Raw genomic sequence first — 14,320 nt, forward strand, 5'->3', positions numbered from 1 at the left:
GGTCGTGCCGGGGTCGAATCGGAGGAGACATGAAAAGCATCAAGGGCGACGTGTGGCTCGCATTCTGCGTGATTACACTGGCCGTCGTCTATCTTTACATGGACATGCGATTGCCGGAGGTCAGACTGAGCGACCCGCTCGGCCCTAAGGCGTTTCCGGCACTTGTCGGTGTGGGGCTCATTGCGTCCGCACTAACGTTGCTGCTTGAAGGGCGTAACAGGCATCGCTCGCATTCGCATATCGATACGCCCGTGAGACCTGCGTCCGCAGCGTCTGCCGAAGTACAGCACGCTAGTAGTGCGCGTGAATCGAAAAATCATCCGCTCATCCTGATTGGAATGGTGGCATGGACGGCGCTTTACTACCTGGCTTTCGAACGCGTCGGATACCTCCTTGCTACGTCGATCTTCCTGTTCGGCCTGCTCATCTATTTCAATCGCAACCGTCTAAAGACGAATCTCGCGATCGCGCTGGGTGTTACGGTGTTTTTTGACCTGCTGTTTTCCCAGCTTCTCGGTGTTCCGATGCCGACGGGCTTCCTCCCTTTCTGAGGCGCTCGCATCATGGACAGTTTGTATGGCATTTTGCATGGACTCGCGGTCGCCGCGACGCCTATGCATCTTCTCTACACGCTCATAGGCGTATTCATCGGTACGATGATCAGCCATCTGCCGGGCATCGGCCCGTCTGCCGGCATCGCGCTGCTGATTCCGGTCACGTTCGGCATGGACCCGACCTCCGCGCTCATGATGCTCACCGGCATCTACTACGGCTGCATGTATGGCGGCGCGGTCACAGCCATTCTGTTAAATACGCCCGGCGACGCGGCCGCGGTGATGACTGTGCTCGACGGCTATCCGCTCGCCAGAAAGGGCCGCGCGGCTGCGACGCTGGCGATTGCGGCTGTCAGTTCGTTTATCGCGGGGATGATGGGCGTGACTGCGCTCTCGTTCGTTGCCGCCCCGCTTGCAGCCGTCGCGTTGCATTTTGGTCCTGCGGAGTACTTCGCGTTGATCTGTTTTGCGCTCTCGACCGTTGGCGCGCTGACTGGCGATTCACTAGCCAAGGGCATGATGGCGGTGTTCATGGGTCTCGGCCTGGCGACGGTCGGTATCGATCTGCAAAGCGGTGTACCGCGCTTCACGCTCGGTTTGACACAGTTGCAGGACCGCGTGAACTTCCTGGTCGTTGTGGTTGGCCTCTTTGCGATTTCGGAGGTCAGCCGGATGGTTGAAGGGACGCTCAGCGGTACGATGCATACGGTGCGGGTGGAAGGCAAGCTGTGGTTCACGCGCAAGGAGTGGCGCCGCGCTCGTCCGGCGATCTTCCGTGGCTCGATTGTGGGTTTCATCTGCGGTGCGGCGCCCGGACTCGGCGGCACGTTGGCGGCGATGCTCTCGTATGTGCTCGAGAAGAAAATCTCGAAGCATCCCGAGGAATTTGGTCAGGGCGCGATCGAAGGCGTCGCGGCGCCGGAGGCGGCGACCAATGCGGATACGTGTGGCGCATTCGTGCATCTGTTGGCCCTTGGCGTCCCCGGTTCCGGCGCGACCGCGGTGATCATGGGTGCGTTCATCATGTACGGTATCCAGCCCGGGCCGATGCTGTTTCATACCCAGCCGGATCTTGTGTGGGGACTGATAGCGAGCATGTATATCGGCAACATCATGCTGCTGGTACTCAATTTGCCACTCGTCGGGATCCTTTCGCGCATTCTGTATGTTCCGCCTGGCGTGCTTCTTTGTGTGATTTTGGTCATCGCTTCGGCTGGGGTTTACTCGTTCAACACTGATGTATTCGATCTGTTTCTCGCGCTTTTCTTTGGCATCGTCGGCTACGCGTTCCGCAAGTTCGACATCCCGAAGGCGCCGTTGCTGTTTGGCCTGATTCTCGGTCATACGCTTGAACAGTCGTTCCGTCAGGCGCTGACGATTTCAGGGGGCGATCCGAGCACGTTCGTACGCAGTCCCATCGCGGCCGGCCTGTTTGGTTGCGCGGCAATTAGCGTCATCGCATCGATCTGGAGCCGTCGTAAGCGGTCGACGAAGCTGCTGCATGAAGCTGAGGAGCAGATGGCGGAGCATCGACTCGCCAACGAGCGGCATTGAATGAGTTCCGGGTGCGCTGCGCACCCGGTCTGAGTCCCTCTCCCGGACAACAAAGGTAGACAAACGTGCAAGCAGCGACGAGACGTGATGCGACCGATGCTTCGTTGCTGCAGATCCTGCTGCTGTTTGCGCGTGTCGGCTTGACGAGCTTCGGGGGCGGCCTATCCGCGTGGATCTATCGCGAAGTCGTCACGCAGCGTGGCTGGATGAACGAGGAGGAGTTTCTCGGCGCGCTGACGCTCGGGCAGATCTTGCCCGGATCCAATGTCGTGAATCTGTCGATCTACGTGGGTTACCGAATGAAGGGTGCCATCGGCAGCGTGGTGGCGGTTACCTCGTTGCTCGTCCCGCCTATGGGTGTAATCGTGTTGCTCGCGACGATATTTCACGAGTTTTCACAGCTTGCGTGGCTACACCGGTTTCTTGAAGGTGTAGCCGCTGCCGCGGTGGGGATGACCGCGTCGGTGGGATTGCGCACCGCGCGTGCGCTGCTTGCGGATCAGCGCTGGCCGCTGGTGTTGATCCTTGCCGTGTTCCTTGCTGTCGGTATCCTGCGCTTGCCGCTAGTGCCGGTCGCGATCATCGTTGGCACAGTGGGTTTGGTCATTGCTTCGAGGAGTGGGCAGCGTGCGCGATAACCTGTATCTGCAATTGATCGTTGTGTTTGTACCGCTTTCCCTGCTCTCGCTTGGTGGCGGCCAGAGTATCGTCGCCGACATCAACCAGCAGGCGGTGGTGATTCACGGCTGGGTAACACAGGCCGAGTTTGTCGATATGTTTGCCATATCACGGGCCGCCCCCGGGCCTGGCGCGCTGCTCACTACGCTGATCGGCTGGAAAGCGGCTGGCTGGCCTGGCGCGGCTGTCGCTTCGCTGGCGCTTTTTGTCCCGTCGTCGGTACTTGCGTACGGCGCAACGCTCGCGTGGACGCGGCACCAGCAGCACCCGTGGCATCGAACGGCCGAGCGCGGACTTGCACCGGTCGCAACCGGGCTGATTCTCGCCAGTGCGTTTTCGGTGCTGCGTTCGTCGTCCGCAACGTGGACTGTCTGGGGCCTCGCGGCCATTGCGTTGGTCCTATTCGTGGCGCGGCCCAGAATGAATCCGCTCGCCGTGCTGTTTGCGGCAGGGCTTGTGCATGCCGGTCTGGGCGCAATGATTTGATCGGGAGATATCCATGGAACTGTATGGCAGACGTAACTCGATCAACGTCCAGAAGGTCATGTGGTGTCTGGCAGAGCTCGGTCTGAATGAAGGACGTGATTTTCAGCGCATCGACGCAGGCCTGCAGTTCGGCGTGGTAGATACGCCGGAGTTCCTTGCGCTAAATCCGAACGGCCTCGTGCCGACACTTGTTGACGGTGACGTTGTGTTATGGGAGTCGAACACTATTGTTCGTTATCTCGCGTCATCGCGCGAGGAGAGGGCATTGTTGCCGGTCAATCCGGCGGCGCGTGCCGAGGTCGAGCGCTGGATGGACTGGCAACTGGGGACGCTGTGGGCCACATTGCGGGTCGCATTTCTGGGCCTCACGCGAGTGCCGGAAGCCGAGCGCAATTACGACGCGATAAGAGCCTCGCATCTGGAAGCTGCTCGTCTGCTCCGAATTGTGGATGATGCGCTGAGTCACCAACTCTTTCTTGCGCAGCGGCACTTTACGGTTGCGGATATAGGCGTCGCGCTGGCCGCAGTTCGCTGGTTCGACCTGGCGCTGGAGTTCGCCGATGTTCTCGGGACGTACGCCCAACGGCCGTTCCTCGTGGACTGGCTGGGAAGAGTAATTGATCGTCCAGCCTATCGCATCGCCGTGCAGCGATGACGATGTAAGGCAATGGCGGCACGTACAGCGGTATCGGCCAATTGAACGGTATGTCGCGTCGGATGTATGGTCCTCGAGTCGGCCGGCGCGTAAAAAAGTAAAGTGTTGACATTACGCATTTGACAACCTAGACTGAATTTCAGTGATCCTAATAAAAAGCGGGGCTGTTTCTTTAGTCCACGAGGTGGGGAATGGCTTGTGAGTTCTAGTCAATGAAAGGCCGGTGCTGTTCGAGTCCTATGTCGATGCAGCGCAGGCAGCCGAAAGTAAGGACAACACTTCGTGCTTTGAACGGCTAAGCCGTGAGATGCGCGATGGACTCGTGCGCTCAATAACCAATTCGCTGCCACGCGAAATGCAAAGAAGTATGGTCGGCGCTTTACCTGCAGGTGCCGTATAGCGAGGAGAACACACCGCGCATAGCCAGACGCGGCACCCGTAGCAATTCAGTGATGCCGTTTCATAAGGTAAGCAGGGAAAAGCCGGACAATAAAAGTAGGCATCCTAATAATCTAACGATTTGAGATTCGAATAAGCCTGTGCAGCCGGTGGGACCATCAAGATCGAAGACAATCAGGAGACATCATGCGTCGTATTTCGAAACTCGCAGTTATTGCCGTCGTAGGAGCAGTTGCATTGACCAATGCTTGCTGGGCGAGCGCGCAGTCCCACTATAAGCTTGTCAAGACAATCGCCCTGCCTGGAAATGGAGGGCATGGCGATTGGGTGACTTTCGATCCCCAGACTCGTACCGCCTGGATCGTGCAGTCGCCCGAGCACAATGTCGTGGTCATTGATGCAGACGAGCTGACCGTCAAGGCGGTGATCGGAGGAATCGAGGATGGTAACGGGATCGCCGTTGGCGACAAGTATGCGTTCGTTGCCGACGCCACGACCAATAAATTGGTGGTTATCGACAAGAACACCTTGAAGCAGATTGCGAGTGTCGATACCGGTGGCAAAAAATCCGATGGCGTGACAATAGACACGCAAAACGGCAAGGTTTTTGTCGCCAATGACGATAGCAATACCGAAACAGTATTCGAGGGTGAAGCGCCATTCGCGCGCGTTGGCAACATTGAGCTGCGTCCTCAACCCGCTAAAGATGGTCCAGACGTCAACCTATACGTACCGGGTCTGGATCGCATTTACCAACCCGTCGACAATGTTGTCGACGTGATTGATCCGAACTCCAGTCAGGTCGTTGCAGTATGGGATTTCCATCTCAGGAAAGCGGCCAAGCCCATGGTTTACGACAGTCAGGCAGGGCATCTGATTATCGGCAGCCGCGACAAGAAAATACTGATCGTCAGCCCGGACGGCAAGCTAGTCGACAGCATCCCATTCGAGGGCGGCGATATCGACCAGATTGCGGTAGACGTAGCGGCCCGCCGCGTTTTCGTTGGCGACAAGATTGGAAGCGCTGAGGTCGTCGATCTCGACGCGAAGCAGGTGGTCGATCATCTGAAGACAGAAAAGAACGCGCATACATTGGCCGTCGATCCGGCCACCCACCGTATCTTTGTATATCTCGACACCAGCAACAAGATCGGCGTGTACGAGCCTGTCTGACCGGATTTATTTGGAGCGAGGCGACTAACCGAACAGGCAGGGAGGCGCTGCCGGCGTCATAGACGAGTAGTAGTTCTCTATCGTCGCTTATTTCTGACGTGTAATTAGTATAACTATATAAATAGGAGATGTTTGATGAAAAATCTGACCGTTTTCAGCAGCGTCGCATTGGTCATGCTGGCTGTTGCATCCACTGCTCATGCGCAAAGCAGAATCACGCTTTACGGTGAACTTGATAACGCGATTGCTTATTACAACAACACCGGGCATGCTTCCCTCGTCGAGCTGCAAGGTGCTGACCTGACGGCCAACGAGTGGGGCATGAAGGGAGTGGAGGATCTGGGCAATCGCTTTCAGGCAATTTTCAACCTCGAGAACGGGTTTAACATTAATACGGGAAAACTGAGTCAAGGTGGCCGGCTGTTTGGGAAAAATGCATGGGTGGGGGTCAACAGCGACGTCTTCGGCAAAGTGACCGTCGGTCGTCAGTTGGACACGACCGTCGATCTGGTTCAACCGCTTACGGCCGATGGCTATGGACCCGCGTTTACCACACCGGGAGACGTCGACAACAATGACAATACATTTCGCCTGCAAAATTCGATCAAGTACAGCAGTCCAATATATGCTGGCTTACAGTTCGAGTTGATGTACGGCTTGGGGGGCGTAGCGGGCAATGCATCGTCACAGGAGTCCTCTTCAGCTTCGATCGCCTATGCTCACGGCGCCTTCAGTGCGGCGGCGGGATATGTCTTTGCCAAGAACGACGGCGCTGGCGGTGTCGGTACGGCGGACCAGACTCAGAACAGTTCGGTTACGCCGTTATTTGGCGACGACCCGTTTGTCGGCTCACGCTTGATAACCCACGTTGCCGTCCAGTATGTCTGGAACGAACTGACTGCCAACGTGCGCTATAGCAATGCGCAATGGAAACCCTACGCGAGTTTTGCTGCTTTTAACCGGAAAGAAACCTTCAATACAGGTGCGGCCTCGCTGGACTATCAGATGACGCCGGCAGTCGCGTTAAACATCGGATACACGTACACGAGGTCAACCGGCGGTTCGTCGGCAACCTACAATAACGTGGCCGCCGGGGTGGAATACAGTCTGTCCAAGCGCACTACGCTCTATGCAATCGGTGGCTATTCACACGCTCACGGAACTACCTTCAGCGAAGATGGTAACCACATCGTATCGGCGGGTGGGACGGTGGGGGACCTGGAATCGAGTTCGGCTACACCCAATCAGGTTGCGCTCATATTCGGGCTGACAACCAAGTTCTGATAGTTTTGAAGGGGAAGCGGGCGCAGTACACGCTCGAAATCGTCGTCACCGGTGCCTTATCGATCCGATTCAACTCGTCGCTTCTCGACATCGTTGCCCGACCGATCCGGAAGGATGCCGCCAGTGACAATGTGAACCAGATGATCGGCCCGTGGCGCGAATGACGGTAGGTCGACGAGCCAGCCGAGCGCCGCCATGAGGCCGAACAGGTCGTCCCCATTCATGTCGGCGCGTGCCGTGCCTTCGGCCTGAGCACGAAGCAGTAGTCGCGCGCTCGCTGAGTGCACCGCTGCGCATGAAGCATAGAGAGCGGAGTCCGGATTCGTGTGGGCGGCCGCCATCAGGGCGACGACGCCTTTATAGCTTTGGGCGAAAGCCATCCATTCCCGAAACCAGGACACGAGCGCTTCGTCAGGTGAATGCGACGTTTCGAGTTCGTCTGCCTTCTGCGTCAGTTCGTCCAGATTCGTACACAACAACGCTTCAAACAAGGCTTCTCGCGTTGGGAAATGACGCAGCAGCGTAGCCAACCCGACACCGGCCCGGCGGGCGATATCTCGCATCGATGCGTCGACGCCGTGCGTGGCGACAACGTCGTGCGCGACTGCAAGTAGATGGCTGTAATTTTTTTGTGCGTCGGCTCGCATGGGGTTCCTTGACAAGCGGATCACCGATCCGTATATTTGGATCACTGATCCGGATATTGTGAATCATGATCTGGATCGGCGATCCAGATGATACAGCGCCTGTGCACCGGTTGGGGCAGCGGCGCTGCTTTACACCCCAAACGAAAGGCGAAAGATTATGAAAAACCTGGAAGGTAAGGTTGCAGTCATCACGGGCGGAAGCAGCGGCATTGGCCTGGCCACAGCCAGGCGCTTCGTGGAAGAAGGCGCGCACGTCGTGATTACTGGGCGACGGGAGAAAGAGCTGAAGGAGGCCGCCGCCGCCATCGGGAAAAACGTTACGACGGTCGTTGGCGACGTGTCCCGTCTGGAAGATCTGGACCGGCTCTATGCTGTCGTGAAGGAGAAACATGGTCACATCGACGTTCTCTTCGCGAATGCGGGCGCAGGGACAATCGCACCGCTCGCGGTAGCTACCGAGGCCCATTTTGACCAGACCTTCGACGTGAACGTGAAGGGAATGTTCTTTACGGTGCAGAAGGCCCTTCCCCTCTTCAAAGACGGCGGTTCGATTATCCTGAACTCTTCGGTCTCGAACGTGCTCGGGCTTCCAGGATTTACGGCTTACGCCGCGAGTAAGGCGGCTGTGCGCAACTTCGCGCGCGGTTGGGCGCTGGAATTGAAAGACCGCAAGATCCGCGTTAATTGTATGAGCCCCGGAGCAATCGACACTCCGGCCCTGGCGACTACGACAGGCCTTACCGCTGAACAGGCCGAGCAGGCAGTCGCGCAGTTCACCACGCAGATCCCAATGGGCCGCAGGGGCATGCCCGAGGAAATCGCTGCAGCGGTCACGTTCCTTGCCTCTGACGAAAGTTCGTACATCACTGGTATCGATCTTCCCGTCGATGGGGGCATGGCGCAGGGCTGACCCGAAGCGCTCCCGTGGCTGGCCCGCCGGCCCCGCCAGTCGCGGGACCACGTTTCACACACTTTATTCGCGCGCGCTCCGATCCAGGAGAAATGGAGAAATTCCTATGGATACCGATAAGAACGTCCAGACCGTGAAGGACTTCTTCGCTGCGATCGGCCGCGGCGACAGGAAGGGTCTGCTGACGCTGGTTGCCGAAGACATCGAGTGGATCATCCCGGGCGAGGATTGGCCATTGGCCGGAACGCGCCACGGACGCGCGGGGCTGACGGATTTGCTTGAGACCGCATCCAGGTCGATAGAAACGTCAATGGAACCGCGGGAGTTCATCGCGCAAGGAGACAGGGTCGTCGTCGTCGGCTTCGCCAGGGGGACGATCAAAGCCACGAACAAGACGTTCGAAGACGACTGGATCTTCGCCATCACGGTCCGTGACGGCAGACTGACGAGCATCCGGGAGTACATCGACACGCAAGCACTGGCGCGGGCCTCGCAGATGGACACGTCCGGTCCGGCGTAGCGCTGGCCATCTGCGGCCGGGTTTGCTGTGGCCCGGGCGCGACTGATACTGTGATGCGCGGCGCGGCGCGGTTAGCCGTTACCGTTGCCAAGTTGACGAAGTGGCGGGGCGCCATCAGACGGCGTTGCCTCAACGCAGCTAGTTGAAAAACCGCTTCCCCAAAAGAAAAACCGCCCCGCAGGGCGTTTTCCGGAACCTCAGGACGGCAAGGAGCTTGCGCTTCTCGCCGGCAAGATTAGACCTGCTTAGAACTTGTGACGGATACCCACGCGGAAGGCCAGCTGGTTGTCCGAACCCGTGCCCGACGTGTTGAAGTAGCTCGTGCTGGAGCCGATCTGTGCCTGCAGATCCTGCGTGCCGTTGCGGCCCGCTGCGATCTGGTAGATGCCCAGTGCGTAGACGTCCGTGCGCTTGCTCAGCGCGTAGTCGACGCTCAGGTCAGCCTGGTTCCAGTGGCCCTTGTTGGCGCCGCTCAGGTGCATGTACGTATAGCCCGCACCCGCCGTCAGTGCCGGCGTGAATGCGTACTTCGCGCCTGCTTCGTACGCGGCGAACGTGGTCGAGCCGCCCGTGACCGGCGTGAAGTGCGTGTTCGTGTACAACGCCCACAGCGTCGCCGCGCCGATCGAGTAACGGCCGCCCACGCCGAACGTGCGCAGATCGCGGACAGAGCCCGTGGTCACGTTGGCGATGCTGGTCGAGAACGCCGGGGTTGCCTGGCTCGGGTAACGGATGTCCGTGTACGCTGCGCCAATGCCGAACGGGCCATTCGCGTAGTTCACACCCAGGCTGTATGCGCGCGACGAACCCGCGACCGGTGCCGCGGTCGTGCCGGTTGCCGGCGCGCCGGCGAATGCGCCAGCCTGGTTCGAGAAGCCGTACATCGCGCCGAAGGTCAGGCCCGCGAAATTCGCGCTGCTGAACTTGACCGCGTTGTTGATACGGCTCGAGGTCAACTGGTCGACGTCGTTGATGTGGTAAGCGTAGTTACCCGCGACGGTCTGGCCACCCGTCGAGTAGTTGCCGCCCAGATAGTCCGTCGAGAACGAATACTGGCGACCGAACGTCAGCGAACCGACGTTGTTCTGCGAGAGGCCGACGTATGCCTGACGGCCGAACAGCGCGCCACCCTGGCCGAGGGTGCCGTTGCCGCTGTTAAAGCCGTTTTCCAACACGAACAGCGCCTTCAGGCCGCCACCGAGGTCTTCGGTGCCGCGCAGGCCCCAACGGCTGCCCTGTGCCACGCCGTCGTCGTACTTGACGAGGTTGTCGTGACCGGTGGCGGTCTTTGAATTGTTCACGTAGCTGATACCGGCATCGATCAGGCCATACAGCGTGACGCTGCTTTGCGCGTGAGCGGCGCTGGCGAAGACGGCGAGAGTAGCGGCGGTCAATACTTTCTTGTTCAAGACTTTCTCCGATTAAAAATTAAGCGATCGCCCCGCCGTGCTCTTTGGCTCGGTCGCGGGATGGCCCGAAATTTAAGGGAATGCAGAGTAAGGTATGTGACAGCTTCGATTTTTTTAGAAACTGTCGCGCCCGCGCGACACTCCTGTTTCTTTGCTGTCTGGAATCGCACAGGGACTCGCACTCATAAGCTTTTTCCCGACCGTGCGTATAAGCGTGTGAAAAACGATTGGTTTTCGGCGGTCTCGGCTGCATGCGACGATCCGCGCCTATCAATCAGAATCGCTCGAGGACACACGCATGCAACGCCGCAAAATCATCCTGAATCTGTTCGCTATTGCCGCCGTTTCGCTCACGGCAACGTTTGCGCATGCCGACGACAAACAACTCAAGGTCGGCACGATGAGCGGCCCGGACGCACAGATCTGGTCGGTCGTGACGAGAGTCGCGGCGCGTGAGGGGTTGAACGTGAAGGTCATCGAATTCAACGACTACGTGCAGCCGAATGCGGCACTCGACGCAGGCGACCTCGACGCCAACGGCTTCCAGCACCAGCCGTTTCTCGATAGCCAGATCAAGCAGCGCGGCTACAAAATCGTCAACGTCGGTCTGACCTACGTTTCGCCGATGGGCTTCTACTCGAAGAAGCTCAAGTCGCTGAAGGACTTGCCGGAGGGTGCGAAGGTCGGCATCCAGAACGACCCCTCGAATGGCAACCGCGCGCTGCTGCTGTTGCAGAAGTACGGCGTGATCAAACTGAAGCCGGGTGTCGGCACCAACGGCGTCAACGCTACGCCGCTCGACGTTGCGGAGAATCCGAAGAAGATCAGGCTAATCGAACTCGACGCCGCGCAATTGCCGCGCTCGCTCGACGACCTCGACGCGGCGTCGATCAACACGGATTACGCGGTGAAGGCCGGCTTGCAGCCGACCAGAGACGCGATCGCGATCGAAGACCTCAAGGGTCCGTACGCGAATCTGATCGCCGTGCGTGCGCAGGACCGCGACAAGCCGTGGGTTAAAAAGCTGGTCGCGGCCTACGAATCGGATGAAGTGCGCAAGTACATCGACACACAATTCAAAGGCGCGATCATCCCCGCTTTCTGAGTAACCGGTTCTTGCTCAACAGAGGCGTAAACGCAAATCGCCCGCTGAAGTAGCGGGCGATCTGCATGGCGGGAAACGCGCCTAGTTGCTCAACAACGATCCGCTGCGGAACGCCTTCGCACCGGCAATGCGCGCGAATTCCAGCCCGGCCGTCGCGAAGCGTGTCAGATGCCGTGCGTAAAGCACGCCGGCCACGCTGCTCCTCATGGTGACGACGCGATCGGTCAACGGATCGACGATATCGGCGATCTCGTGGCCGACGTCGACCCAGGTGCCGACTTCACAGCGGTACACCAGCACGCCACTCATCGGCGCGACGATCGGCTCGGCGCCGGCCAACGGCGTCGCGGCGAATTCGAGCGCCGGCAGCGGCGCCGGCGTGCCGTCGATCACGCCGCGCGAGGTCAGGTACTCGATGATCGCCTGAGCGTCCTGCTCGGCGTACTCGTACGATACCTCGCGCTGGCCGCGCAGTTCGATCGTGACCGAGACCGAGCCGTTCGGAATCGGGAAACGGTCGCCGTAACGGCCGCGCAGATCCGACCAGCAGAAGCTGTGGATTTCGTCGAACGGATTGCCCACCGAATTCAGCGCCAGCAGCGACGCCTTGGCGTCCAGGTAGCGGGCGAGCGGCTCGACTTCCGGCCACAGGTCGGGATTCGTGTACACGTGCATCGCGGCTTCCCAGTCGCAGTGCAGATCGAGCACGACGTCGGCGTCATACGAAAGCTTTTGCAGCGCCAGCCGTTGCGATTCGAGTTCGGTTGCGGGCGCTTGCGCGTCGAGCGCTTCGCGCATCGCCGCGCGGATTGCGGTGCGATTGGCGTCGATGTCGCCGCTCAGGCGCGCTTCGATGCCAGGCTGGATCAGCGCCGACAGCTCGTAGAAGTTGCGGTTGAAGTTCTGCGCGGTGTTGGTCTCGAAGCGGCCCGTCAGATGGCCGAGAAAATGCTGGTTCAGACCGATCGGATTGGCCACCGGCACGATCACGACCTCGCCGCGCACCTTGCCGGCGGCTTCCAGCGCGGCGAGCTTGCGGCGCAGCGCCCACGAGACCAGCATGCCAGGCAACTCGTCGGCATGCAGCGACGACTGGATGTAAATCTTCTGCCCGCCGCCGGGACCATAGTGAAAACTCGTCAGATTACGGGCGGTGCCGAGCGTCGGGGCAATCAGCGGATGGGTTTGGGTTTGCATGGTTTTCAAATCCGCGGGCATGGCGAGCGTGCCGCGCTATGTCGTTGATTACAGGAGGAAACGGGGTGCTTCTTGGCCGGTCATGAGCAGCCCGGTTGGTGGCGCCGCTGTCGCACGATCTTAGCCGATATGACGCGGCGCGTGGTTTTCCGCGGCGCCGTGCGCGATTCGCGCGCCGGGCGCGGCAATCGGAGTGCAAAGCGCGCCGCCAAACAAAACGGGCTCCGTATGCTGCGGAGCCCGTTCCTTGCAAGCCTGAACAAGCGCGCCTTCAGGCGCGCATGGCCGGCTTAGCTGCCGTACACGTCGAAGTCGAAGTACTTCTTCTCGAGCTTCTTGTACGTACCGTCCTTGATGATGTCGGCAATTGCCTTGTCGACCTTCGCCTTCAGATCGGTGTCTTCCTTGCGCATGCCGATGCCCGCGCCGTTGCCGAGAATCTTCGGATCGTCGAGGTCCTTGCCGACGAAGTCGAAGCCCGCGCCGCGCGGCGTCTTCAGGAAGCCGATGTCAGCTTGTACGGCGTCTTGCAGCGCTGCGTCCAGACGACCCGACAGCAAGTCGGCATAGACTTGATCCTGGTTCTGATACGGCACGACCTTCACGCCCTTCGATTCCCAGTACGTTTTCGCGTAGGTTTCCTGGATCGTGCCTTGCTCGACGCCAACCGACTTGCCCTTCAGCGAATCGGCGGTCGGCAGGATGCCCGAACCCTTCTTCGCGACGAGGCGCGTCGGCGTGTTGAACAGCTTCGACGAGAAAGCGATCTGTTCAGCGCGTTGCGGCGTCATGGACATCGACGACAGCACGCCGTCGAACTTCTTCGCCTTCAGGGCCGGGATCATGCCGTCGAAGTCGTTTTCGACCCACACGCACTTGGCCTTCAGGCGCGCGCAGATTTCATTGCCGAGGTCGATGTCGAAGCCAACGAGCTTGCCGTCCGAGCCCTTGGACTCGAACGGGGGGTAGCTGGCGTCAACGCCGAAACGGATAGTCGACCAATCTTTAGCGTGTGCGCCAATCGAGACGGTTGCAAGCAGAGCAACCGTCAAAGCCGCTAGCAGTTTTTTCACTGTTTAACTCCTCGGTGGTAGTTCAAATACTCCCGTATGCGGTTGTGCCGCTGCGGGATGCCTGACGCGACTTATGGTCAGGCTTGGGTTGAAGCTGCCGGCCGGGGCGGCCAGCAGCGCGCGCCAAGCTTATCAGTTCAAAAAGATTGGGTAGCTAGTGAAACACCGGATGGCGCATGGCAATAGCTTTTAAGGCTTGAATGTGGTGAGGGTTCAACAGTGTCGCCATGCGAATTGCATTGATTCGATGCGTTGCTACGGTCTTGTAACGATGTCGTAAACAAGTTGGTCAATCGTGGTCGGGGATGGTCGATGGAGAAACTCGGGGGATAGTTCGCAGGATGCGTGGTGCCGACAAAACCGGTATTGAATGGCGTTTATTTTCCGATGATTATTGCGGATTATTACAGCGCTCGCGATTGTTTCAATTGACTGTCGATGAGTTAAAGATTTCCCCTGAAGTACCGTTAAATACAGTTGGGCGCGTTTGTTAAATTTGTCAAATGAAGCCCGGCCGATTGTTTTTATCGATTGGGCCCCGGCCGGGACCAAAAATGCCTCTTTTCAATTCTCAGTGGGTGGGTTGGCGGGTCAAGTACGGGCGCCAGCCCGGCGAAGCGAATACTTGACGTGCCTTGAAGAAGTAAGCTGAGAGAGGGCTGGTTGCGGCAGAATG

General features: G+C 59.0%; 14 protein-coding genes. 10 read left to right on the forward strand and 4 right to left on the reverse strand.

The annotated features are described in order from the left end of the window. Positions 1-29 precede the first annotated feature (29 nt). The 7 genes from AC57B6_RS03305 (at position 30) to AC57B6_RS03335 (ending at position 6,783) form a co-directional block, all read left to right on the forward strand. Positions 30-551, forward strand: a complete 522-nt coding sequence (locus tag AC57B6_RS03305; protein WP_025495948.1) for a tripartite tricarboxylate transporter TctB family protein — start codon at positions 30-32, stop codon at positions 549-551. Positions 552-563: 12 nt separating this feature from the next. After that, complete coding sequence (locus tag AC57B6_RS03310) at positions 564-2,108, forward strand: tripartite tricarboxylate transporter permease (protein WP_496420691.1); 1,545 nt, start codon at positions 564-566, stop codon at positions 2,106-2,108. Positions 2,109-2,173: 65 nt separating this feature from the next. Further along, positions 2,174-2,746: a chromate transporter gene (locus AC57B6_RS03315; RefSeq protein WP_025495950.1), complete on the forward strand. Its 573-nt coding sequence runs from the start codon at positions 2,174-2,176 to the stop codon at positions 2,744-2,746. Continuing rightward, positions 2,736-3,272 carry a chromate transporter gene (locus AC57B6_RS03320; protein ID WP_025495951.1) on the forward strand — a complete coding sequence of 179 codons (537 nt, stop codon included), beginning with the start codon at positions 2,736-2,738 and terminating at the stop codon, positions 3,270-3,272. Before AC57B6_RS03315 ends, AC57B6_RS03320 begins: the two co-directional genes overlap by 11 nt. A gap of 13 nt (positions 3,273-3,285) precedes the next feature. Continuing rightward, positions 3,286-3,927, forward strand: a complete 642-nt coding sequence (locus AC57B6_RS03325; protein WP_025495952.1) for a glutathione S-transferase family protein — start codon at positions 3,286-3,288, stop codon at positions 3,925-3,927. 585 nt (positions 3,928-4,512) lie between these two features. Then, on the forward strand, positions 4,513-5,499 hold the full coding sequence (locus tag AC57B6_RS03330) for a YncE family protein (protein WP_496420692.1): 987 nt from the start codon (positions 4,513-4,515) through the stop codon (positions 5,497-5,499). Between the two features lie 135 nt (positions 5,500-5,634). Beyond that, complete coding sequence (locus AC57B6_RS03335; RefSeq protein ID WP_025495954.1) at positions 5,635-6,783, forward strand: porin; 1,149 nt, start codon at positions 5,635-5,637, stop codon at positions 6,781-6,783. Between the two features lie 56 nt (positions 6,784-6,839). Here the strand turns inward: AC57B6_RS03335 and AC57B6_RS03340 are convergent, their stop codons facing one another. Beyond that, a complete protein-coding gene (locus AC57B6_RS03340; RefSeq protein ID WP_030100179.1) occupies positions 6,840-7,430 on the reverse strand; it encodes a TetR/AcrR family transcriptional regulator in 591 nt (196 codons plus the stop codon). Between the two features lie 157 nt (positions 7,431-7,587). Between AC57B6_RS03340 and AC57B6_RS03345 the strand changes: the two genes are divergently transcribed. Together AC57B6_RS03345 and AC57B6_RS03350 are read left to right on the forward strand one after the other, a co-directional pair. Continuing rightward, on the forward strand, positions 7,588-8,340 hold the full coding sequence (locus AC57B6_RS03345; RefSeq protein WP_025495956.1) for an SDR family NAD(P)-dependent oxidoreductase: 753 nt from the start codon (positions 7,588-7,590) through the stop codon (positions 8,338-8,340). Positions 8,341-8,446: 106 nt separating this feature from the next. Then, on the forward strand, positions 8,447-8,860 hold the full coding sequence (locus tag AC57B6_RS03350; protein WP_252890454.1) for a nuclear transport factor 2 family protein: 414 nt from the start codon (positions 8,447-8,449) through the stop codon (positions 8,858-8,860). Positions 8,861-9,105: 245 nt separating this feature from the next. Here AC57B6_RS03350 and AC57B6_RS03355 read toward each other — a convergent pair whose 3' ends face one another. Continuing rightward, the gene (locus AC57B6_RS03355; RefSeq protein WP_028198281.1) at positions 9,106-10,269 is read right to left on the reverse strand and encodes a porin; all 1,164 of its coding nucleotides are present in this window, start codon (positions 10,267-10,269) and stop codon (positions 9,106-9,108) included. Positions 10,270-10,567: 298 nt separating this feature from the next. On the opposite strand from AC57B6_RS03355, the gene AC57B6_RS03360 reads away from it, so the two are divergent. Continuing rightward, positions 10,568-11,374 (forward strand): MetQ/NlpA family ABC transporter substrate-binding protein, encoded by an 807-nt coding sequence (locus AC57B6_RS03360; RefSeq protein WP_046572672.1) that lies wholly within the window; start codon positions 10,568-10,570, stop codon positions 11,372-11,374. Between the two features lie 81 nt (positions 11,375-11,455). Here the strand turns inward: AC57B6_RS03360 and AC57B6_RS03365 are convergent, their stop codons facing one another. Further along, the gene (locus AC57B6_RS03365) at positions 11,456-12,571 is read right to left on the reverse strand and encodes a succinylglutamate desuccinylase/aspartoacylase family protein (RefSeq protein WP_025495960.1); all 1,116 of its coding nucleotides are present in this window, start codon (positions 12,569-12,571) and stop codon (positions 11,456-11,458) included. 290 nt (positions 12,572-12,861) lie between these two features. Continuing rightward, the gene (locus tag AC57B6_RS03370; RefSeq protein ID WP_025495961.1) at positions 12,862-13,644 is read right to left on the reverse strand and encodes an ABC transporter substrate-binding protein; all 783 of its coding nucleotides are present in this window, start codon (positions 13,642-13,644) and stop codon (positions 12,862-12,864) included. Positions 13,645-14,320: the final 676 nt, after the last annotated feature.

This window comes from Paraburkholderia sp. BGA-UO-ETr-F12, from assembly GCF_059567945.1.

What these genes read in the sequence shown, in the direction of transcription:
- AC57B6_RS03305 (WP_025495948.1), top strand. Translation starts at nt 30, where the DNA reads ATGAAAAGCATCAAGGGCGACGTGTGGCTCGCATTCTGCGTGATTACA.
- AC57B6_RS03330 (WP_496420692.1), top strand. Translation starts at nt 4,513, where the DNA reads ATGCGTCGTATTTCGAAACTCGCAGTTATTGCCGTCGTAGGAGCAGTT.
- AC57B6_RS03340 (WP_030100179.1), bottom strand. Translation starts at nt 7,430, where the DNA reads ATGCGAGCCGACGCACAAAAAAATTACAGCCATCTACTTGCAGTCGCG.
- AC57B6_RS03365 (WP_025495960.1), bottom strand. Translation starts at nt 12,571, where the DNA reads ATGCAAACCCAAACCCATCCGCTGATTGCCCCGACGCTCGGCACCGCC.
- AC57B6_RS03360 (WP_046572672.1), top strand. Translation starts at nt 10,568, where the DNA reads ATGCAACGCCGCAAAATCATCCTGAATCTGTTCGCTATTGCCGCCGTT.
- AC57B6_RS03335 (WP_025495954.1), top strand. Translation starts at nt 5,635, where the DNA reads ATGAAAAATCTGACCGTTTTCAGCAGCGTCGCATTGGTCATGCTGGCT.
- AC57B6_RS03345 (WP_025495956.1), top strand. Translation starts at nt 7,588, where the DNA reads ATGAAAAACCTGGAAGGTAAGGTTGCAGTCATCACGGGCGGAAGCAGC.
- AC57B6_RS03325 (WP_025495952.1), top strand. Translation starts at nt 3,286, where the DNA reads ATGGAACTGTATGGCAGACGTAACTCGATCAACGTCCAGAAGGTCATG.
- AC57B6_RS03310 (WP_496420691.1), top strand. Translation starts at nt 564, where the DNA reads ATGGACAGTTTGTATGGCATTTTGCATGGACTCGCGGTCGCCGCGACG.
- AC57B6_RS03350 (WP_252890454.1), top strand. Translation starts at nt 8,447, where the DNA reads ATGGATACCGATAAGAACGTCCAGACCGTGAAGGACTTCTTCGCTGCG.